Consider the following 21,779-nt stretch of genomic DNA (forward strand, 5'->3'; position numbering starts at 1 on the left):
TTTACAAAAAGATAATAATTAATGAGGTGTTCATATGACAAATAATCACTTTCTTAACATAGGTGTGTTACTGTATGGATGTGGTCATCATCAAGCGGCATGGCGTATGAAAGATTCTAATATTGAGGATATCGGCAACATATCTTATTATCAGCATTTAGCTCAAATAGCTGAAAAAGGTCTTTTGGATATCGTCTTTTTTGCAGATAATCAAGCCTTTAATGCAAGTGATAATACTACTATGCCCGCTTTTTGGTTTGATCCTATAATTAACTTATCAGCTATTGCACAAGTTACATCACATATAGGATTAGTGCCAACAATATCGAGTACATTTTCAAATCCATTCACCGCTTCTCGTCAATTATTAAGTCTAGACTACTTATCTCATGGCCGTGTGGGTTGGAATTTAGTCACATCCATGACAGATATTGAAGCCCAAAATCACAGTCTTCAATACTTACCAGAAAGACATGAGCGCTACAAAAAAGCAGATGAATTTGCATCGGTAATGAATCAGCTATTCACTTCTTGGTCAACTGCATCTTATGTACCAGATAAAAACAACAACAAAATTATTGAGTCTAAAGATATTAAACCTTTTTATCATGAGGGAGACTATTTTCAAGTACGAGGACCACATACAACACCACAAAGTCCTCAAGGTAAACCAGTATCTATGCAAGCCGGTGCGTCAAAAGAAGGTATTGCATTAGCAGCAAAATATGCTGATGCTGTTTACTCTGTTTCATGGGATATCAAGCAAGCACGTAGTTATAAAAAGAAATTGTCTGATGCTATTTCTAAAACTCAACATCCAGATAGAAAAATTAAAATTTTCCCTGGTTTAGTAACTTATGTAGGTGAAACCCATGAAAAAGCATTATCAAAAAAAGCAGAACTTGATCAAAAATTACCCATTGAAGATGCTTTAAAGCAACTCAGTTTTTTTGTTCAACAAGATTGTTCAGATTGGGAATTAGATGAACCAGTTCCTCCCTTACCTCCTGCTAAAAATTTCAAAGGTCCGATTGGTCGATATGAAACAGTTTTAGCCATTATAAAAGATAAACAACCGACTGTAAGAGAATTATTAGGTTACTTAAGTGCCGGTGGTGGTCATCTTACTCTTATAGGTACACCTGAGGAGATAGTGGATGAGATGGAGCAGTGGTTTAATGAAGGCGTTGCAGACGGCTTTAATCTGATGCCACCTTCATTACCCCATAGCCTTGAAGATTTTTTAAAATACATTATACCAGAACTACAACGTCGTGCTTTATTTAAAAATTCTTATAATCAATCTACACTACGTACATTATTAAATCTCGACTCATAAAACCGATGTTTTTTATGTATTATTAAAAGAAAAAGGACGTAGACGTGCGAATCGACTCACACATCTACGTCTTACTCAATTTAAAAACTTTATTTTCCGTATTGCTCTATAACTTGTTTAACATCTTTTGCACTATTAATGATGACATCTGCGTCGTAGAGTTCCTCTTTTTTAGCCACGCCTGTTAGCACACCGATAGCTAATCCTAAATGAGCATTAATCGCGGTTTTCATATCGTTGGCCGTATCTCCTACTATTGCTACCTTTTCTGGTTTAACATCAAAAGCATTAAATAGTGGATCTAAAACTTTAGGATGTGGCTTTTCTTCTGCGTGTGTTTCTGTAGAAATTACTAAATCAAAGAGATTTCTAGTTTGCGTTTCCTCCAGAAATTGATCGACTCCTTTTTTAGTATCACTTGTTACTATACCTATGTGATATCCTTCATTTCTAAGAGCTTGAATAGTTTCTTGTACACCATCAATCCAATTGTTTTCAGGCACTCTTGAATCAATGAGTTCCTGACTCGTATCCTTTGTCCAATCTGATGTTTCTTTACCTGTTACACCATTAAAAGACTCTATAATTTCACCTAATGAACCCGATCCCATAACAGAATCTGGCTTAATTTTTTTATCGATAATGCCTAATTGGCGATGTGCCGCTTCCTTATCATGTACTGGAAAGGTTTCTAAAAGTTGATCAACGAGACGTACGCCAATTTTTTCCCAACTACTGTCAAACTCAATCAATGTACCATCTTTATCAAATAATATCCATTCCAATTTTAATTCTCTCCTGAAAATGATTTTTATATTAATTATAGTTACATAAACTATTGTATTATAGATTACATGACAATTATAGGAAACTGAACTTTATTTAAGTATAAAAACTAAAATTGGGTTCAAAATTAAAAATGGCTATTTTCTTTAGGTACTTTTATTAATTAATACATACTTTAAAAGACTCTATTCATAATACGTTTTGTACATCACTAATCTAGAACTTGCTAAAAACAAAATGACTTAACTATACTTTGAAAATTTACTAGACATGACTAGATTTAGAGTTGTTTCACTATGATATAAATTTTTTAACTTATTATTTACCCATTGTTACAATTATCATAAATTAGAAAATTTAAATTCTTTTACTGAAAAAATTTGTTAAATAAATCTTTAACTAATCGTTCACTTGATTTACCATCTTTATATTTAAAATTTTTATTTAAAAACGGCTTCACCTTTTCTAATTCAAAATCATTATTTTCTAAAGCTAAAATAAGCTCATCAAAAGTTTTCACTATTTTACCAGGAACAAAGGTTTCATAAGGTTCATAAAAATCTCTCGTGTAAATATAATCTTCCAAATCAAAAGCATAAAAAAGCATTGGTTTTTTAAAAACTGAAAATTCATAGATTAAAGAAGAATAATCAGAGATTAAAATATCCGTAATGAACAATACATCATTTACTTCGCGGTAATTTGAAATATCTAAAAAATATTTACTATAAATTGCTGGGATATTTAATTTATTTCTAACAAAAGGATGCATTTTAAACAGAACAGTAGCTTGATGTTCTTCACAATAACTAGCTAATCTTGCAAAATTAATTTTAAAGAAAGGATAGTGTGCTGTGCGATGTCCATTTCCTCTAAATGTAGGTGCAAAAAGAATGACTTTTTTATTTTTTATAATTGGTAATTTTGTTTCTAAACTTTGTTTAATGCGTGTTTTATAAGATTCATCGAACAAAACATCCGTACGTGGAACACCTGTTGGAATAACCCTATGTTCTTCAATTCCAAAAGCTTCAGCATAGTAAAGAATATCATTATTTGACGAAACATAAGCTTTACTATAATTCCTATGTCCAATAGAGTCTATGAAAGGTCCTCCTTTTTTCCCAGTTCTACTAAATCCTACAGTCTTAAAAGCACCCACAGCATGCCATACTTGAACTATTTCTTGGTTTTCTCTAAATTGAAGTTTATATATCATCGGATGATAATCATCAACCAAGATATATTTAGATTTTCCTAAAAAATATGGAAATTTTAATTTATCAATAAACGATCTCCTATTTGCTATATTAGGTTTAAAAATAGAATGAATGACAAGTTTTTTGTCCAATTGTTGTTTAAGCATTTCTTCGTATATAAATTTAAAATTTCCTGACATATTTGCTCTAGAATCTGATGTAAACAAAACATGATTTTTATTATTCTTATATACTGTTTTGGAAATGTTAAATACCGACAAATATATTTTATCTCTCACATTGAAGCTAATTTTCCTCAAAGCTTTATGTAATATGTATGATAATTGCTTAAGTTTACTTATTTTCTTTATTTCAGATTTATATTGAACTTTAAAAATAAACTCATTAATTTCTTGGGATATTGCCGGAACAATGACGTAAGATTTAATCTCTTTGTTATTATATCTTTGGAAACTTTTACCATACTTTTTTAATAAATAACTTTTTTGTAACGATTGGGTCTCAAGTGAGTTGTAATCTCTTAACTCCTCTAAAGTCATCTGATTTTTTTTATCATTCAAAAATTTGGGGTTAATTTGGCAGACATATTCATCTTCTTGTCGGTTGATTAATATATAATTGCCTGTACCTAAAAAATTACCTTTTTCTAAAATAGCAATATTAAATCTTGCCTCAAAAGTTGACCCTTGAATATTAACATGATTGGCATTTAATAGTTTTGTTTCTGTTAGATTTCTAAGAAGGAAATTTCTTGTAGGTTTTACTCCTTCAAAATGTCCTTTGACGAAGAGTTGGACACGTTCCCAATAAATGTCATCTATAAATATATTTTGCTTTGTCATAGTTGTTTCCTTTTCTTTAAATATTCCATTTTAAAACTGTTTTTCCCCATGCGTTAGAAATATCATATTCGAACGCTGTAATGAGATCTTCTATGGTATTTATTTCAAATTCTTTACCTTTAAGTAATGCTAATTGATTAAGAACTTCAGGATATTTACGATACAATTCAATAGTTTTTTCAAAATCCTTTAAACCACTTCTGCTACTACCAATTATAGTTAAACCTTTTTCTAAAACCATTCTTGTATTCACTTGTATAGGCAGTTCGCTCACTCCTAATAAAGCGATACTCCCTTCAGGATTAATAATATTAATAATTTGTTCAATAGCCTGCTGACTTCCTTTACCACCCACGCATTCAAATGCATGATCAATTTTGATATGTTGAGGAATATTGTCAATTTGAATAATTTCATCTACAAATGAAAAACGGCTTAATTTATATAATGTTTTTCCAAAAACTATTATTTTTGTAGTAGGATATAGTTTTTTTAGTAAAACTGCAGTGATATACCCTAAATTACCGTCTCCCCATATCCCCAATGATTCAAATTGTGGTATTGCTTTTGATTGAAAACGATCTATTGCATGAACACTAACTGTAACTAATTCAGTATACGACGCTACACTCAAATCAATTTCTTGTGGTAAAGTGACTACTCTATCAGGTTTCATTACTATATAATCTTGCATAAAACCATCATAACCACTTGACTTAAAATGACTAGAAGTTAAATAATTTTCTGCAATAATATTATGCGATTTAGACGGTGTATTGGGAATCATAACAACCTTAGTTCCATTTTTCAGTCGATGTTCAGAGTCGTATACAATTTCACCTACACTTTCATGAATCAATGACATAGGTAATTTCTTAGATAAAATTTTGCTATCTCTATTTCCACAATAATATCTCAAGTCGGCTGCACAAATTGACAAATATAAGGGTCGAACAATAACTTTGCTATTATGATTATGTAAATCAATAGTTTTAAATGTTGCTTCAAATTGTCGTGGACTTACTAATTGATATACTTGATTAATCATTATCAACAGCTCCAGTAATAATTGAATTCGCAACTTTTAAATCATATGGTGTTGTTATTTTTATGTTAAATAACTCTCCTTTGACTAATTTTACTGGCTTACCCAATTCTACGAGTATTTTACACGCGTCAGTTAATATTTCCTTTTGAGATTGAGTTAACGATAAATAGCTATCCTTTAACTCTTTTATTTTAAAAGTTTGAGGCGTCTGTCCTTGATACATCTCACTTCTTATTGGAATCCCAGAAATAAATTGTGCATCATTTGAAGAAATGATAGTATCAACAGCATTAACAACCGTATCTACTGCACCATATTGACTGGCATATTCCACATTCTCTCTAATAATTCGATTTGTTAGAAATGGCCTAACTGCATCATGGGTAACGATTATATCTTCATCATTTAATTTTTTATGTTGCTCAATGCTTTCTATAATATTCATTATAGAGTGATTTCGGTCGTCTCCGCCTTGTATTACTTTTATTTTCTTATCGTCTAATTGATAATTGTTTAGCAAATCGAGCATATAATTGATCCACTTTTGAGGCGTGGCAATGATGATTTCATCAAAGTCCTTATACATTAAAAATTTTTCTACTGTATGAATAATAATAGGTTTTCCTTGTAATGATAAAAATTGTTTGGGTAATGGAACATTTCCCATTCTAGAACCAATACCACCTGCTAATATACCCGCATAAATCATTTTATCTCTCCTTATTCTTAGTTGTGTAAATAAAAAAAGACAGAAAAAACATACGTTAAAAAAGTTTCTCTGTCTAAATCTAATTAATTTATATTCATTTTATATCAATTGTATTTTACCACACACAACAAAAATATGAAATGAATAATTAATTAAAAAATATTTTTATATAAAAGGATTTTAAAAAGCAGATTGAAATTTAAAAATCAATCTGCCAAATAATAAATATACTATAGATGATAGTTAACAAATAATTGAAAACTCTATTTTTAATACTTAGGAACTTCTACTCTCCATCCGTATTTATCTTCTAATTTGCCACTTTGAATACCAGTATATGTGTCATATAATTTTTGAGTGATTTTACCAGGTTCATTGTTATTAATAACAATTTCTCTATCTTCATAGCGAAGTGTACCTACAGGAGAGATAACAGCTGCTGTACCTGAACCAAATACTTCTGTAAGTTCACCTTTATCATATGCGTTAAACAGCTCTTCTATAGAAACTCTTCTCTCTTCAACTTCATAACCTAAATCTTCAGCTAATTGAATAATTGACTTTCTAGTGATACCAGGCAAGATACTACCGTTTAATGCTGGCGTAACTACTTTTCCATTTTCTACGAAGAAAATATTCATACTACCAACTTCTTCAACATATTTTTGTTCAACACCATCAAGCCACAATACTTGGTCATAACCTAATTTATTAGCGTTTGTTTGTGCGAGTAAGCTGGCAGCATAGTTACCTGCAACTTTAGCGAAACCTACACCTCCACGTACTGCACGTACATATTCATCTTCGACATAAATTTTAGTTGACTTTAATGTGTCACCACCATAATAAGCGCCTGACGGAGATAAAATAATTAGTAATTTATATTGATGTGAAGAACGTACACCCAAAACACCTTCAGTAGCAAATACAAAAGGACGAATATATAACGATTGACCTTCGCCTTCAGGTACCCAATCTCGTTCAACGTCGATAAGCTGCTTCAACCCTTCTAATAATGCTTCTTCATCAACTTCTGGCATTTCTAAACGTGCTAAAGAATTATTAATACGTTTGAAGTTTTGATCTGGGCGGAATAATACAACTTCTCCATTATGTTTATAGGCTTTAAGGCCTTCAAAAACTGCCTGACCATAATGTAACCCTTGCGCTGCTGGTGAAATTTCAAATGGTGCGTACGGCACAATCTTCATATCATGCCATCCTTGATCAGCGTCATAATCAACACTTAACATATAGTCTGTGAAATATTGTCCAAATCCTAAGTTTGCTGTATCAGGTTTTTCTTTTAAAGACTCTCTTTTTTCGAATTTTACTTTTTCTGACATGACTGTTGCCTCCTAATATAATTCCAATTAAATAGATACACTAAATTATATCAATCGTGATTCTACTATTCAATGAATTTTCTAAATATTCAAAATAGATATTAATTTTATTATGTATACAGTATAAGTAAAACACTACCTTTATTAAGTTACAAGTTATGTTATTATCATCACCTATTTTTTCCGTAATTAAATTTGTGTTCTCATCGAAAATTAGCTTCTTTAAAAGTAGACTTGGAACTAAAATAGACTTTTCTTTACCCTATATATTATCATTCAATTTGACCATATGAGCCAAAAAACATCTGTATGAGATGATATATAAATCAGACAATTTGTGTAATGTAGTTACGCGAAAAACTGCTTCTAACTTCACTTGTCATCCAATTTTTTGATGCAGTATCTTTTATTAAAGTTTTAAAAGATAGCTATATACTTTAAAAAATCGGTATGGGCTCAGCATTCTTTTTGTTTTTTCTCAATTGCCTCTAACATCACTTTAGTCATAGTTGGTAAATCATATTTAGGATCAAATCCCCACTCTTCCTGAGCACAGCTCGTATCTATACTATCTGGCCAACTTAATGCAATATCTTGACGCTCTAAATCAATGTCATAATCTAAGGTGAAATCTGGATAGTATACTTGTATAGCTTGTTTTAGCATTTCAGGTTCAATACTCATCGCACTTAAGTTATAGCCATTTCTTGTTTTTAATTTAACACTGTCTTCTTCCATTAATTTGATAATCGCATCAATAGCATCTTCCATGTACATCATATCCATATAAGTGTAACGATTAATATAACTTGTATAATGTCCTTTTCTAACTGCCTTAAAATACATATCAACTGCATAATCTGTTATGCCACCGCCAGGTTCTTTAACATGTGAAATTAAACCAGGAAATCTAACGCTACGTGTATCTACTCCAAATTTGACATAATAATACTGACATAATAATTCCCCAGTTACTTTGTTTATACCATACATAGTCGTTGGTTGTTGTATTGTTAATTGAGGTGTATTTACTTTAGGTGTCGAAATACCAAAAGCTCCTATTGAACTTGGCGTAAAATATTTTAATTGATACCTTCTTGCTGCTTCGAGTGTATTTATAAGTCCCCCCATATTCAAATCCCAGGCAACTAGTGGTTTCTTTTCCGCTGTAGCAGAAAGCAGTGCAGCCATATGCATAAGTGTATCAGCATTGAAATATCTCACTGTTTCAAATAAACGATTTCTATCTGTAACATCTAAGATTTCAAAAGGACCGTTTTTAACTGGAGAGTGTGGTTCTGGCTTTCTTATATCAGTAGCTAATACATTTTCAGTTCCATATCTTTCTCTACACTTAATAACTAATTCAGTACCAATTTGACCAAGTGCTCCAGTGATTATTATTTTTTTCATAAACTAATCTCCTTATATTTAAATATAAAACGCAACTTTTGTAGAATGAACAATCCTCTTACTTAAAAAATATAATAATATGATGGTAATTTCTTTATAAAATATGTTCTTTATTTGTAAAGTCACGCGTACGTTAGTCTAACGTTTGTCTGAAGGCACAGTGACTGACGACTAAAAAGGTAGGTTTGCTCTTTGTTAGTAAAATACGATAAAATATATACTAAAAGTATTGAATTTTAAAGGGGATTTGTATTGTAGATGAAACGAAGTTCATACCTACGTCGTCAATCAAATTTAATTATATCTATGATTATTTTCGTTATTTTTTTAATTGTAGATATCAATGTACTTATTAATAAACATCAAGTTGTGCCTGTGCTATTATCAAGTATCAGTTTAATTATTTTTATCATGCTATTTGTAGTTGCATTGTTCAAATGTATAACTAATTATAAACATCAATCTTAGTTAAAAGTAATTTCCCTATCGTCAGATAAAAAATAAATAGAGCAGTTACGGGTCTACCTGCTCTATTTTTCCTAACATTGATTTAACCTAAGATTGTATTAATTTTTTATAAAAATATTGTGCCACAATGATATCTACAATTGCTAGACCGACCGATTTAAAGACTGTCACTTCTTCTTCAGTTTCGCGGCCAACTTTTTCACCAGAAATAATGTCGCCTAATTCACTATGTAGCATATTTTTAGTTAATATTCCTTCTGCTTGAGGAATTTTTAAATCACCTGTTTCTTCTAAAGCTGCTTCCATAGATTCAACAACAATTTTATTAGCAACAAGCATTGTTTCTGAAGGTATTTCTTGCATATCTGGTTTAAAGGATCCGACTGCATTTAAATGCACGCCTGGATGTAAAGAATGAGTATAAACGGGCTGATTTGCATTTGTTGCTGTAACTACAATATCTGCACTGTCTATCGCTTCATCTGCCGATCTAAATACACTCACTTTAATATTAAATCGATTTCGTATATTTTGAGCAAATTTTTCTGCTTTTTCGAACGTTCTACTTGCGATGTGAATTTTTTCAATATCTCTAACAGCAAGTATCGCTTCAATTAAACCTTCAGCTTGTACACCTGCCCCTATTACACTAAGTGTTTTAGCGTTTTCTTTTGCTAGATATTTAGTAGCTACACCTGAAATTGCACCAGTTCTTACTTTAGTAAGAAAACCACCATCTAATATAGACAATGTTTCTCCTGTTTCATAGTCACTTAAAATAACTGATCCAGTAATAGTCGCTTTCCCTTTTTTTGAATTTTCAGGTGCAAATGAGACTGTTTTAAGTCCAACGATATTTAATTCATCTGATAATGCTGGCATCACTAAATAACGATTTTGCTCATTAAATGGCAAAACATATCTTAATGGCGTTATCGTCTTATTCTCTGAAAAAGCTTGCAAAGCTTTTTCTACTTCTAAAATGACTTCATTCATGTCTAATAATTGAGCTTGTGTTTGCTCATCTATATATTTCATTATTATGAATCCCCCCCACGCGTTTAATGTATTATATAGGATTATTTAGATGGTTAAGTTTTTCACAAAGTTTAATATAACAAGATGTGTTAAATCGTAAGTCTCCATTAAAATTCTTTTGCTTAAATAAACTTAAAAGTCTAAGCTCCTATCTCAAATAATATTGACTTTAAAAAGCTCTTTTCTTCTAATCATTTTAAAAATAAAAATCATATATTTGCTTTATCACAATATATTCTTAATAATCATGATTATTTTGTATTAGGTATATGATATCGATGAACAGGTTTACCATTTTTTTTAATATAGGATTCAATTTGATATCCACCACATTTCTTCATCACTGTTTGAGAAGCAAAATTAAGTGGATTACAAGTCATAAGTACGACCTCTACATTTAATGTCTTAAGTTCATCTAAAGCCTTTTCTAGAAGGATAGTAGCGTAACCTTTCCCTCTATAAGATTTAGCTACACCGTATCCCACATGACCACCAATATTAGATAGTTTATCATTTAATTGATGTCTGATATCAACAGCACCTATAATAATTGAATCTTTAAAATAAAATAGTGTTGTAGTCGGTACAAAACCCTCATCAACTTCACTACAATTAAGCCGATCAACCATATTGTTAAATGAACTATAATTGGCAATATCTGTATTCCCTGGTACCACTTTTTCCTCATTTTCATACCACTCTTGAATATAATAATAGTATGCCTCTTTATCTTGATAGGTTATTGGTCTTATTTCCTCCACTTAAATACCCCATAACTTATATTATTGATAACTCTATTTTAATGTGATTAACTGTGAACATCAAAAATTATAACAAACTATATCATAATAATTTTATATTTCTACATATAAGTTAAGGTATTATTTTATAATAATTTTCTTACTTTTTAATTTTTTCCACTTCTAATAAACTATAATTACTAATTCTAATATTCCTTTAGCCAGAACTTCATATAATATTAAAATGTCGTATACCAATTAAATTCTTAGAAATACGCCTAATTCACATCACTACCTAGTATTTTAGTATTCTACATATTTTTGAATACTTTTACATAAACTTTATCTTCTATAATAACAGTTAATAACAAAAATTTTATGGACGATTTTTTCTTATTAATTTTAAGTGAGGTATTATGATTTGTGTTGTATTTTTATGGGGCTATTCATTTATATTTAATCATTTTAATGTTTCCAAATCTTAATAGATAGTGTAAAAAACGTGTGATATCTTAATAACAAAACAAAGTCTATTTAAGCTAAAACAATAATGATATACTAATATCAATAATTAAGATGGAAGAAGTGATACATGTGTTTGATTGGTTTCAATTAGCAAGTAATAAAGAAAAGAGAATGGTGCAATTACGACGATATTTGCATCAATACCCAGAACTTTCTTTTGAGGAAAAACGTACGCATGATTTTATTGTAAATCAATTGAGCCAATTAGCATGCACCATAGAAACACCAGTTGGACGTAATGGTATAAAAGCAACTTTTAAAGGATCTGATTCAAATGGACCAACGATTGCATTACGAGCAGATTTCGATGCACTACCTGTTCAAGAATTAAATGATGTACCCTATCGTTCAAAAAATAAAGGGTGCATGCATGCTTGTGGACATGACGGACATACAGCTATTTTGCTTGGAGTAGCTGAAATTGTTCATGAGCATCGTCATTTATTGAAAGGTAATGTTGTTTTTATATTCCAATATGGTGAGGAAATTATGCCAGGTGGTTCTCAAGAGATGATTGATGATGGCTGTCTACAGAATGTCGATAAAATATATGGCACACACTTATGGAGTGGTTATCCATCTGGGACAATCTATTCTAGACCTGGAGCAATAATGGCTTCACCAGATGAATTTAGTGTGACTATATATGGAAAAGGTGGTCACGGTGCAAAACCACACGAAACAATAGACCCTATTGTCATTATGGCTGAGTTTATTTTAAGTGCCCAAAAAATAATTTCTCGAACAATTGATCCAGTAAAGGAAGCTGTTCTTACTTTCGGAATGATTCAAGCAGGATCAACAGATAGTGTTATTCCAGATACAGCTTTTTGTAAAGGTACTGTACGTACTTTTGACACAAAATTACAAAGTCATGTTCAAAATAAAATGGATAAGCTCTTACAAGGTTTATCTTTATCAAACGATATTACATATGAATTGGAATATATTAAAGGTTATTTACCAGTACACAATCATCAACAATCATATGATGTAGTCAAACAAGCAGCTAATGATTTACATTTAAGATTTAATGAGTCAGACTTAATGATGATTGGTGAGGACTTTTCACATTACCTTAAAGTACGACCTGGTGCATTCTTCTTAACTGGTTGTGGTAATAAAGACAAAGGCATTACTGCACCTCATCATAATCCTCATTTTGACATTGATGAATCTTCATTAAAATATGCAGCTAGTGAATTTTTAAAAATATTAGAAATTGAAAATGTTTTTTAACAAGAGGATAACTAAGTGTATTAAATCATTTAAATAAAATAGCATAATGAACATTGAATGAGTTATATTCAGAGATATAACAAAAAAAGACTCCCAAATGGGAGTCTTTTTTGATGAATAATATATTATTCAAAGATTTCAGTTACAACGCCTGATCCAACAGTACGTCCACCTTCACGAATTGAGAAACGAGTTCCGTCTTCGATAGCGATTGGAGCGATTAATTCAACTGTCATTTCAACGTTGTCGCCAGGCATAACCATTTCTGTACCTTCTGGTAAGTTTACAACACCAGTTACGTCAGTAGTACGGAAATAGAATTGTGGGCGATAGTTAGTGAAGAATGGAGTGTGACGTCCACCTTCATCTTTAGATAATACGTATACTTCAGCTTTGAATTTTGTGTGTGGTGTAATAGAACCAGGAGCAGCTAATACTTGACCACGTTGTACGTCTTCACGTGCAACACCACGTAATAAAGCACCGATGTTGTCACCAGCTTCAGCGTAGTCTAATAATTTACGGAACATTTCTACACCAGTAACAGTTGTTTTAGAAGTTTCGTGCATACCGATGATTTCAACTTCTTCACCAACTTTGATTTGACCACGTTCAACACGGCCTGTAGCAACAGTACCACGACCAGTGATTGAGAATACGTCCTCAACTGGCATCATGAATGGTTTGTCAGAATCACGTTCTGGAGTTGGAATGTAATCATCAACTGCTTGCATTAAGTCTAAGATTTTTTGTTCGTATTCAGCATCGCCTTCTAATGCTTTTAATGCAGAACCAGCGATTACAGGTACATCGTCACCTGGGAAGTCATATTCGCTTAATAAGTCACGAACTTCCATTTCAACTAATTCTAATAATTCTTCGTCGTCTACCATGTCAACTTTGTTTAAGAATACAACTAATGCTGGTACACCAACGTTACGTGATAATAAGATGTGTTCACGAGTTTGTGGCATTGGACCGTCAGCAGCAGATACAACTAAGATACCGCCGTCCATTTGAGCTGCACCAGTGATCATGTTTTTAACATAGTCAGCGTGTCCTGGGCAGTCAACGTGAGCATAGTGACGTTTGTCAGTTTGGTATTCGATATGTGCAGTATTGATTGTAATACCACGTTCTTTTTCTTCTGGAGCGTTGTCAATCATATCGTATGATTGTGCAACAGTGTCACCATTTTTAGCTAATACAGTTGCGATAGCAGCTGTTAAAGTTGTTTTACCATGGTCAACGTGACCGATAGTACCAATATTGGCATGTTCTTTTGAGCGATCAAATTTTTCTTTTGCCATTATTAAATCTCTCCTATTCTTAATAAAAGTTATTTCAAATTTATCTCTCATGATAGTTTCTCACCATCATGAGAAGAAAATTGATTGAGTGTAGCATAAAAGAATTTATAATTCTTTTATAATGCATTTACCCCTAAAAATCAAATCATAAAAATGTCAGCTTATAAATAAGCTCAACCTGTATTTTAACCTAGCATAGCTAGTCTTAACAAGTTATATTATTCACCTTTATTTTTCTTGATGATTTCTTCAGCAATTGATTTAGGAACTTCTGCATAGTGGTCAAAGTACATTGTGTAAGTACCGCGACCTTGCGTGTTAGAACGTAATGAAGTTGCATAACCAAACATTTCTGAAAGTGGTACATATGCGTTAACAACTTGAGCATTACCACGTGGTTCCATACCGTCTACACGTCCACGACGAGCAGTCACGTCACCCATGATATCACCCATATATTCTTCAGGCATTTCGATAGTAACTTTCATCATTGGTTCTAAGATAACTGGATCACATTTTTTAGCAGCTTCTTTAAGCGCTAATGATGCAGCAATTTTGAAGGCCATTTCAGATGAATCGACATCATGATAAGAACCATCAAATAATTTAGCTTTAACATCAATTAATGGATAACCAGCTAAGACACCATTTTCCATAGCATCTTTAAGACCTTGTTCAACTGATGGAATGTATTCACGAGGAACTACACCACCAACAATAGCGTTTTCGAATTCGAAACCGCCACCTGTTTCGTTAGGAGTGAATTCAATATGAACATCACCATATTGACCACGACCACCAGATTGACGTGAGAATTTACCTTGAACTTGTGCAGGTTGTTTAAATGTTTCACGATAAGAAACCATTGGAGCACCTACGTTACATTCAACGTTGAATTCTTTCTTCATACGGTCAACTAAAATATCTAAGTGTAATTCACCCATACCACCGATGATAACTTGTCCAGTTTCTTCATCTGTGTGTGCATGGAATGTTGGGTCTTCTTCTTGTAATTTAACTAAAGCTTGAGTCATTTTATCTTGGTCAGCTTTAGATTTTGGTTCAACTGATAAGTGGATAACTGGTTCTGGGAATTCCATTGATTCCAAGATAATGTCATTTTTCTCTCCACATAAAGTATCACCAGTACCTGTTTCTTTAAGGCCTACTGCAGCTGCAATTTCACCTGAATAAACAGTGTCAATTTCTTGACGTGAGTTCGCGTGCATTTGTAATAAACGTCCAACACGTTCACGTTTATCTTTAGAAGAGTTCTTCACATATGAACCTGAAGATAATGTTCCAGAGTATACACGGAAGAATGTTAATTTACCAACATAAGGGTCAGTCATAACTTTAAATGCCAAAGCAGCAAATTCTGCTGAATCATCTGGTTTAGCAACAACTTCTTCATCAGGGTTGTTCGCACGATGACCAATAATTGGTTTAACATCTAATGGTGAAGGTAAATAATCAATTACTGCATTAAGCATTAATTGAACACCTTTGTTTTTGAACGCTGTACCACAAAGTACTGGGTAGAATTCTACGTCAGTAGTAGCTTGGCGGATAGCATCTTTTAATTCATCAACTGAAATCTCTTCATCCCCAAGATATTTCTCCATTAAATCGTCGTTGTTTTCAGCAACAGCTTCAATTAATTGAGCGCGAGCTTCTTCAGCTCTTTCTTTATGGTCTTCTGGAATTTCGATTTCATCGATTTCTGTACCTAGGTCGTTTGTATATTTAAAGCATTTCATTTCTACTAAGTCAATGATTGCTTCAAATTCATCTTCTGCACCAATAGGTAATTGAATAGGTGCTGCATTTGCTTGTAAACGATCATGTAAAGTGCTTACTGAATATTCAAAGTTCGCACCTAATTTGTCCATTTTGTTTACAAAAACAATACGAGGTACACCATAAGTTGTTGCTTGACGCCAAACTGTTTCAGTTTGAGGTTCTACACCTGATTGTGCATCAAGTACAGTAACGGCACCATCAAGTACACGTAATGAACGTTCAACTTCAACTGTGAAGTCTACGTGTCCAGGAGTATCAATGATGTTTACACGGTGACCTTGCCATTGTGCAGTTGTAGCAGCAGATGTGATAGTAATACCACGGTCTTGCTCTTGTTCCATCCAGTCCATTTGTGAAGCACCTTCATGTGTTTCACCAATTTTATGGATACGACCTGTGTAGTAAAGAATACGTTCAGTCGTAGTTGTCTTACCAGCATCAATGTGAGCCATGATACCGATATTACGAGTATTTTTCAAAGAAAAGTCTCTTGCCATGTATTTTTTCTCCTTCCAGTATTTACTGAATAAGTACTATAGATATGGCGATGCCCTAAGCATGAGCCATTTATTGGTAAACCATATAACGGAACACACTCAGGGTAATTGCTTTAATCTTACCAACGGTAGTGAGCAAATGCTTTGTTCGCTTCAGCCATTTTGTGAGTGTCTTCACGTTTTTTGACTGCACCACCTGTATTATTTGCAGCATCTAAGATTTCGTTAGCTAAACGGTCTTCCATAGTTTTTTCACCACGAAGACGCGCATAGTTAACTAACCAACGTAATCCAAGAGTAGTACGACGTTCTGGGCGCACCTCAACTGGTACTTGGTAGTTAGAACCACCTACACGACGAGCTTTAACTTCTAATACTGGCATGATATTATTAATTGCTTCTTCGAACACTTCTAATGCATCACGACCACTACGTTGTTCAACAAGATCAAATGCAGAATAAAGAATTCTTTGAGCTGTTCCACGTTTACCGTCTAACATAATTTTGTTAATTAATTTAGTAACTAACTTAGAGTTATGAATTGGATCTGGTAATACATCTCTTTTAGGTACTGATCCTTTACGAGGCATAATCTAAATCCTCCCTTCCTATTATAGTATATTATTTAAAAATATATTTAAAATTTACGTAATCTTAAACTTAATTTTTTGGTTTTTTAGTTCCGTATAATGAACGTCCTTGTCTACGTCCATCAACACCTGAAGTATCAAGTGCACCACGTACGATATGGTAACGCACACCAGGTAAGTCTTTCACTCGTCCACCACGAACAAGTACAACACTGTGTTCTTGTAAGTTGTGTCCGATACCAGGAATGTATGCGTTAACTTCAATGTTATTTGATAAACGCACACGTGCATATTTACGTAACGCAGAGTTAGGTTTTTTAGGTGTCATTGTACCTACACGAGTACATACACCACGTTTTTGAGGTGAGTTTAAGTTAGTAAATTGTTTCTTTTTACTATTGAAACCTCTGTTTAAAGCTGGTGAATCTGATTGTTTCGTTTTGCTTTTTCTTGGTTTACGTACTAATTGGTTAATAGTTGGCATTGAATATGTCCTCCTCTCTTCATTTTTTAATCCCACACATCCAGGTGGTTCATTTTAAGGTTAAATAAAATTTAGTAAGTAAAACACTTACTAATTCTCACTTATTAATGCAACTATTGTCGCATTAACATTAATACCTACATATTTTCCTAACGCACGTTGGCTAGAAAAAAATGATACTGGTATATTTTTATGATTGATATAGCTTAACACGCGAGTTAGCAAATGAACTTCAACGTCTTGAGCAATAATCAATGATGTAACTTGACCTTTCTTTAACGCTTTAAGCGTTTCTTTAAGACCAACTACATATTGTTGTTTGTTAAAGCGTGCAACTTTTTCATTAGACATCTAAATATCCTCCAAAGTTCTGCTTGCATCAACCTTTAATATATTAACATTATTTGTTACTAGTAGTCAACAACTTATATTTGCATTTATAAATAAAATACAAAGCACTTCAAAATTTCATAGTAATTATTACAATATCTATAATTTGTAGCAAAAAAGAAAAGAGTGGGACATAAATTAAACTAAACGCATCGTCCCACTCTTGAATGATAACTCTGGCACAAATATTTTCGTCTGAAAATTTCTGTACTAGAATTTTATGGCTCATAATTTTCGCCTAATAATTGATTTGTGACAATGTCATAAATCGAAATCTAATTAGACTCGTTATTCTATCGTTTCAACTTCTTCACTTGTTTCTGTTACTGGTGCAGTAGCTTTATCGTATTGAATATCACTGTAACGTCTCATACCAGTACCAGCAGGAATTAACTTACCAATAATAACATTCTCTTTAAGACCAAGTAAATCATCACGTTTACCTTTAATAGCTGCATCAGTAAGCACACGTGTTGTTTCTTGGAATGAAGCTGCTGATAAGAAGCTTTCAGTTTCCAGAGAAGCTTTAGTAATACCAAGTAATACTGGTTTAGCTGTAGCTGGACGTTTACGATGTTTGAATGCATCTCTGTTAGCGTCAGTAAAGTTATGAATATCAACTAATGAACCTGGTAATAATTTAGTGTCACCAGCCTCAATGATGCGAACTTTACGTAACATTTGTCTTACCATAACTTCAACGTGTTTGTCGTCAATTTCAACACCTTGCATACGGTAAACTTTTTGTACTTCTTTTAATAGGTAACTTTCAGTTGCATTTAGGCCTGCTACAGATAAATAGTTTTTAGGTTCAATTGATCCTTCTGTTAGAACTTCACCACGTTCAACAGATTGACCTATTTCAACTTTAAGTCTTGAAGTACCTGATGCTAGATAAGATCTAGTTTCATTAGCACCTTTAACAATTATTTCTTGTTGGCGATCTTTTGCTAATTTAATATCATCAACTACACCTTCGATTTCAGTAATCACAGCTTGACCTTTTGGATTACGTGCCTCAAAGATTTCTTGGATACGAGGAAGACCTTGAGTGATGTCACTTCCTGCTACCCCACCAGTGTGGAATGTACGCATTGTAAGTTGGGTACCTGGTTCACCGATAGATTGAGCGGCAATTGTACCAACTGCTTCACCCACTTCAACTTTTTCACCAGTAGCAAGGTTTTTACCATAACATTTTTCACATACACCATGACGTGTGTTACATGTAAATGCTGAGCGTATATACATTTGCTCAATACCTGCATCAGTGATTTGTTTTGCAATATCTGGTGTTATTAATTCGTCTGGACGAATAATTACTTCGTCTGTTTCAGGATGGCGAATTGTTTCTTTAGAATAACGACCTTCGATACGTTCGATAAATGGTTCAATCATTTCAGTTCCTTCTTTTATATCAGAAACTAATAAACCACGGTCTGTACCACAATCTTCTTCACGAACGATAACATCTTGTGCTACATCAACAAGACGACGAGTAAGGTAACCAGAGTCAGCTGTTTTAAGTGCTGTATCGGCAAGACCTTTACGCGCACCGTGTGTAGAAATAAAGTATTCTAATACCGTTAAACCTTCACGGAATGAAGATGTGATTGGTAATTCTATAATCTTACCAGATGGTGCTGCCATTAAACCACGCATACCAGCTAATTGAGTGAAGTTTGATGCATTACCACGGGCACCAGAATCACTCATCATGAATATTGGGTTAGTTTTCTCAAGAGACTGCATTAATTCGCCTTGAATTTGGTCTTTTGCGTCAGTCCAAATTTCTACAACCGCATTGTAACGCTCGTCTTCAGTGATTAAACCACGATTATATTGTTTAGTCACACGTTCAACTAATTTTTCATGTTCATCTAAAATGTCTTGTTTATCTGGAAGTACAACAATGTCAGAAACACCAACAGTAATACCAGCTTTAGATGAGAATTTGAATCCTAAATCTTTCATTCTATCAAGCATCATTGAAGTATCAGTAATGCTAAATCTATTGAATACTTCTGCGATGATATTTCCTAAGAACTTTTTGTTGAAAGGTTCAATAAGTTCTGCATTATCAAAGTATTCTTTTAGTCCACCTTCACCTAATTGCGTAGGATCAACAAAGTATTTATCAGGTGTCGTTCTTTCTAGGTTAGCTTGACTTGGTTCATTGATGTATGCAAATGAATCAGGAATAATTTCATTGAAAATAATTTTACCTACTGATGTAGCTAAAATTTTGCTATTTTGCTCATCAGTAAACGTTGGATTATTGAATGAATTAGCATGAACACCAATACGAGTGTGTAGATGTACATAACCATTTGCATAAGCTTTTAAAACCTCATTAGTATCGTTAAAGATTGCACCAGTATTCACGGCATCTTTTCGCTCTAATGTTAGGTAATAGTTACCTAAAACCATATCTTGTGATGGTGTTACAACCGGCTTACCATCTTTAGGGTTTAGGATGTTTTGTGCTGCAAGCATAAGCATACGTGCTTCAGCTTGAGCTTCTTTTGATAATGGAACGTGAACAGCCATTTGGTCACCATCAAAGTCTGCATTATAAGCAGTTGTAACAAGAGGGTGAAGGCGAATTGCACGACCTTCTACTAGAGTAGGTTCAAATGCCTGAATACCTAATCTGTGTAATGTTGGAGCACGGTTTAATAGTACTGGATGCTCAGTTATAACATCTTCAAGCACATCCCAAACTTCATCGTCCATACGTTCAATTTTACTTTTAGCATTTTTAATGTTTGTAGCAATTTCACGTTGAACTAACTCTTTCATAACGAATGGTTTAAATAATTCAAGCGCCATTTCTTTTGGTAAACCACATTGATACATTTTCAAGCTTGGTCCAACTGCGATAACTGAACGTCCTGAATAGTCAACACGTTTACCTAGTAAGTTTTGACGGAAACGTCCTTGCTTACCTTTAAGCATATGTGAAAGAGATTTCAATGGACGGTTACCTGGTCCTGTTACAGGGCGACCACGACGACCATTGTCAATTAAAGCATCGACTGCTTCTTGTAACATACGTTTTTCATTTTGAACGATGATACCTGGTGCTCCAAGGTCTAATAAACGTTTCAAACGGTTGTTACGGTTGATAACACGACGATACAAGTCATTTAAATCACTTGTAGCGAAACGTCCACCGTCTAATTGAACCATCGGACGAATTTCAGGTGGTATAATAGGTAATACATCTAAAATCATCCAAGAAGGATTATTCCCAGAATTTCTAAATGACTCAACTACCTCTAAACGTTTAATCGCACGTGTTAATCTTTGACCTGTTGCAGATTCAAGCTCATCACGTAACTCTTTTAATTCTTCATCTAAATCAATTTCTTCTAATAGGTCTTTAATACCTTCTGCACCCATTTTGGCAACAAATTGATTTGGGTACTTGTCATAATATTCTCTGAATTCAGCTTCAGATAATAATGTTTTCTTTTCAAGTCCAGTTGGTCCTGGATCAACTACAACATATGAAGCGAAGTATATTACTTCTTCTAATGCTCTAGGAGACATATCTAATAATAGCCCCATACGACTTGGAATTCCTTTGAAATACCAAATGTGAGATACGGGTGCTGCTAATTCAATATGACCCATTCTTTCACGACGCACTTTTGATTTCGTTACTTCAACGCCACATCTATCACATACCATACCTTTGTAGCGTACACGTTTGTACTTACCACAACTACATTCCCAATCTTTAGTAGGTCCGAAAATTCTTTCACAGAATAGACCATCTTTTTCAGGCTTAAGTGTACGGTAATTTATTGTTTCAGGTTTCTTAACTTCACCATAAGACCAAGAGCGAATTTTTTCAGGTGAAGCTAATCCTATTTTCATATAATGGAAATTATTTACATCAATCAAGGAGCCTACCTCCTTCAATTTAGATTAGCTGTGCTATTTGATTGATTACATTCATTGAAATTAAATACCTTAAAGAGGTT

At 33.2% G+C, this 21,779-nt stretch carries 17 protein-coding genes; 3 read left to right on the plus strand and 14 right to left on the minus strand.

The annotated features are described in order from the left end of the window. Positions 1–34: 34 nt before the first annotated feature. Positions 35–1,339, plus strand: a complete 1,305-nt coding sequence (locus AC1Q7N_RS09360) for an NtaA/DmoA family FMN-dependent monooxygenase (RefSeq protein ID WP_002438706.1) — start codon at positions 35–37, stop codon at positions 1,337–1,339. 89 nt (positions 1,340–1,428) lie between these two features. Here AC1Q7N_RS09360 and AC1Q7N_RS09365 read toward each other — a convergent pair whose 3' ends face one another. The 6 genes from AC1Q7N_RS09365 to AC1Q7N_RS09390 all read right to left on the minus strand — a co-directional run bounded on the left by AC1Q7N_RS09365 (position 1,429) and on the right by AC1Q7N_RS09390 (position 8,703). Beyond that, entirely contained in the window at positions 1,429–2,124 is a 696-nt protein-coding gene (locus AC1Q7N_RS09365; RefSeq protein ID WP_002438704.1) for an HAD family hydrolase, read from the minus strand. Positions 2,125–2,492: 368 nt separating this feature from the next. Then, on the minus strand, positions 2,493–4,187 hold the full coding sequence (locus AC1Q7N_RS09370) for a CDP-glycerol--poly(glycerophosphate) glycerophosphotransferase (RefSeq protein ID WP_001832305.1): 1,695 nt from the start codon (positions 4,185–4,187) through the stop codon (positions 2,493–2,495). A gap of 16 nt (positions 4,188–4,203) precedes the next feature. Further along, on the minus strand, positions 4,204–5,235 hold the full coding sequence (locus AC1Q7N_RS09375) for an alcohol dehydrogenase catalytic domain-containing protein (RefSeq protein WP_001832309.1): 1,032 nt from the start codon (positions 5,233–5,235) through the stop codon (positions 4,204–4,206). Then, positions 5,228–5,944 (minus strand): IspD/TarI family cytidylyltransferase, encoded by a 717-nt coding sequence (locus AC1Q7N_RS09380; protein WP_001832311.1) that lies wholly within the window; start codon positions 5,942–5,944, stop codon positions 5,228–5,230. Before AC1Q7N_RS09380 ends, AC1Q7N_RS09375 begins: the two co-directional genes overlap by 8 nt. 269 nt (positions 5,945–6,213) lie before the next feature. Continuing rightward, a complete protein-coding gene (locus AC1Q7N_RS09385; RefSeq protein ID WP_001832304.1) occupies positions 6,214–7,290 on the minus strand; it encodes a branched-chain amino acid aminotransferase in 1,077 nt (358 codons plus the stop codon). A gap of 456 nt (positions 7,291–7,746) precedes the next feature. After that, positions 7,747–8,703 (minus strand): NAD-dependent epimerase/dehydratase family protein, encoded by a 957-nt coding sequence (locus AC1Q7N_RS09390; RefSeq protein ID WP_001832307.1) that lies wholly within the window; start codon positions 8,701–8,703, stop codon positions 7,747–7,749. 258 nt (positions 8,704–8,961) lie between these two features. On the opposite strand from AC1Q7N_RS09390, the gene AC1Q7N_RS09395 reads away from it, so the two are divergent. After that, entirely contained in the window at positions 8,962–9,171 is a 210-nt protein-coding gene (locus tag AC1Q7N_RS09395; RefSeq protein ID WP_002469109.1) for a hypothetical protein, read from the plus strand. Positions 9,172–9,258: 87 nt separating this feature from the next. Here AC1Q7N_RS09395 and AC1Q7N_RS09400 read toward each other — a convergent pair whose 3' ends face one another. Both AC1Q7N_RS09400 and AC1Q7N_RS09405 read right to left on the minus strand, forming a co-directional pair. Continuing rightward, positions 9,259–10,209 carry an ornithine cyclodeaminase family protein gene (locus AC1Q7N_RS09400; RefSeq protein WP_002438698.1) on the minus strand — a complete coding sequence of 317 codons (951 nt, stop codon included), beginning with the start codon at positions 10,207–10,209 and terminating at the stop codon, positions 9,259–9,261. A 251-nt stretch (positions 10,210–10,460) separates the two neighbouring features. Then, the gene (locus AC1Q7N_RS09405) at positions 10,461–10,970 is read right to left on the minus strand and encodes a GNAT family N-acetyltransferase (RefSeq protein ID WP_001832276.1); all 510 of its coding nucleotides are present in this window, start codon (positions 10,968–10,970) and stop codon (positions 10,461–10,463) included. Positions 10,971–11,543: 573 nt separating this feature from the next. Here AC1Q7N_RS09405 and AC1Q7N_RS09410 point away from each other — a divergent pair. Further along, complete coding sequence (locus AC1Q7N_RS09410) at positions 11,544–12,713, plus strand: M20 family metallopeptidase (protein WP_002494717.1); 1,170 nt, start codon at positions 11,544–11,546, stop codon at positions 12,711–12,713. A 125-nt stretch (positions 12,714–12,838) separates the two neighbouring features. Here the strand turns inward: AC1Q7N_RS09410 and tuf are convergent, their stop codons facing one another. The 6 genes from tuf to rpoC all read right to left on the minus strand — a co-directional run bounded on the left by tuf (position 12,839) and on the right by rpoC (position 21,672). Next, positions 12,839–14,023, minus strand: coding sequence for an elongation factor Tu (gene tuf, locus AC1Q7N_RS09415; RefSeq protein ID WP_001832289.1), 1,185 nt, complete (start codon positions 14,021–14,023; stop codon positions 12,839–12,841). A gap of 218 nt (positions 14,024–14,241) precedes the next feature. Beyond that, positions 14,242–16,323 carry an elongation factor G gene (gene fusA / locus AC1Q7N_RS09420; RefSeq protein ID WP_001832287.1) on the minus strand — a complete coding sequence of 694 codons (2,082 nt, stop codon included), beginning with the start codon at positions 16,321–16,323 and terminating at the stop codon, positions 14,242–14,244. 119 nt (positions 16,324–16,442) lie between these two features. Continuing rightward, on the minus strand, positions 16,443–16,913 hold the full coding sequence (gene rpsG, locus AC1Q7N_RS09425; RefSeq protein ID WP_001137495.1) for a 30S ribosomal protein S7: 471 nt from the start codon (positions 16,911–16,913) through the stop codon (positions 16,443–16,445). Positions 16,914–16,983: 70 nt separating this feature from the next. Further along, complete coding sequence (gene rpsL / locus AC1Q7N_RS09430) at positions 16,984–17,397, minus strand: 30S ribosomal protein S12 (RefSeq protein WP_001833079.1); 414 nt, start codon at positions 17,395–17,397, stop codon at positions 16,984–16,986. Between the two features lie 90 nt (positions 17,398–17,487). Continuing rightward, positions 17,488–17,748, minus strand: a complete 261-nt coding sequence (locus AC1Q7N_RS09435; protein ID WP_001832275.1) for a ribosomal L7Ae/L30e/S12e/Gadd45 family protein — start codon at positions 17,746–17,748, stop codon at positions 17,488–17,490. Positions 17,749–18,075: 327 nt separating this feature from the next. Next, the gene (gene rpoC / locus AC1Q7N_RS09440) at positions 18,076–21,672 is read right to left on the minus strand and encodes a DNA-directed RNA polymerase subunit beta' (RefSeq protein ID WP_002438689.1); all 3,597 of its coding nucleotides are present in this window, start codon (positions 21,670–21,672) and stop codon (positions 18,076–18,078) included. Positions 21,673–21,779 lie beyond the last annotated feature (107 nt).

The sequence above is a fragment of the Staphylococcus sp. GW823-FHT05F06 genome (assembly GCF_058795495.1).

Bases quoted from the DNA above. Each gene is read 5' to 3' on its own strand.
- AC1Q7N_RS09360 (WP_002438706.1), top strand. From the start codon at position 35: ATGACAAATAATCACTTTCTTAACATAGGTGTGTTACTGTATGGATGT.
- AC1Q7N_RS09370 (WP_001832305.1), bottom strand. From the start codon at position 4,187: ATGACAAAGCAAAATATATTTATAGATGACATTTATTGGGAACGTGTC.
- AC1Q7N_RS09375 (WP_001832309.1), bottom strand. From the start codon at position 5,235: ATGATTAATCAAGTATATCAATTAGTAAGTCCACGACAATTTGAAGCA.
- AC1Q7N_RS09380 (WP_001832311.1), bottom strand. From the start codon at position 5,944: ATGATTTATGCGGGTATATTAGCAGGTGGTATTGGTTCTAGAATGGGA.
- AC1Q7N_RS09385 (WP_001832304.1), bottom strand. From the start codon at position 7,290: ATGTCAGAAAAAGTAAAATTCGAAAAAAGAGAGTCTTTAAAAGAAAAA.
- AC1Q7N_RS09390 (WP_001832307.1), bottom strand. From the start codon at position 8,703: ATGAAAAAAATAATAATCACTGGAGCACTTGGTCAAATTGGTACTGAA.
- AC1Q7N_RS09395 (WP_002469109.1), top strand. From the start codon at position 8,962: ATGAAACGAAGTTCATACCTACGTCGTCAATCAAATTTAATTATATCT.
- AC1Q7N_RS09400 (WP_002438698.1), bottom strand. From the start codon at position 10,209: ATGAAATATATAGATGAGCAAACACAAGCTCAATTATTAGACATGAAT.
- tuf (WP_001832289.1), bottom strand. From the start codon at position 14,023: ATGGCAAAAGAAAAATTTGATCGCTCAAAAGAACATGCCAATATTGGT.
- fusA (WP_001832287.1), bottom strand. From the start codon at position 16,323: ATGGCAAGAGACTTTTCTTTGAAAAATACTCGTAATATCGGTATCATG.
- rpsG (WP_001137495.1), bottom strand. From the start codon at position 16,913: ATGCCTCGTAAAGGATCAGTACCTAAAAGAGATGTATTACCAGATCCA.
- rpsL (WP_001833079.1), bottom strand. From the start codon at position 17,397: ATGCCAACTATTAACCAATTAGTACGTAAACCAAGAAAAAGCAAAACG.
- AC1Q7N_RS09435 (WP_001832275.1), bottom strand. From the start codon at position 17,748: ATGTCTAATGAAAAAGTTGCACGCTTTAACAAACAACAATATGTAGTT.
- rpoC (WP_002438689.1), bottom strand. From the start codon at position 21,672: ATGAAAATAGGATTAGCTTCACCTGAAAAAATTCGCTCTTGGTCTTAT.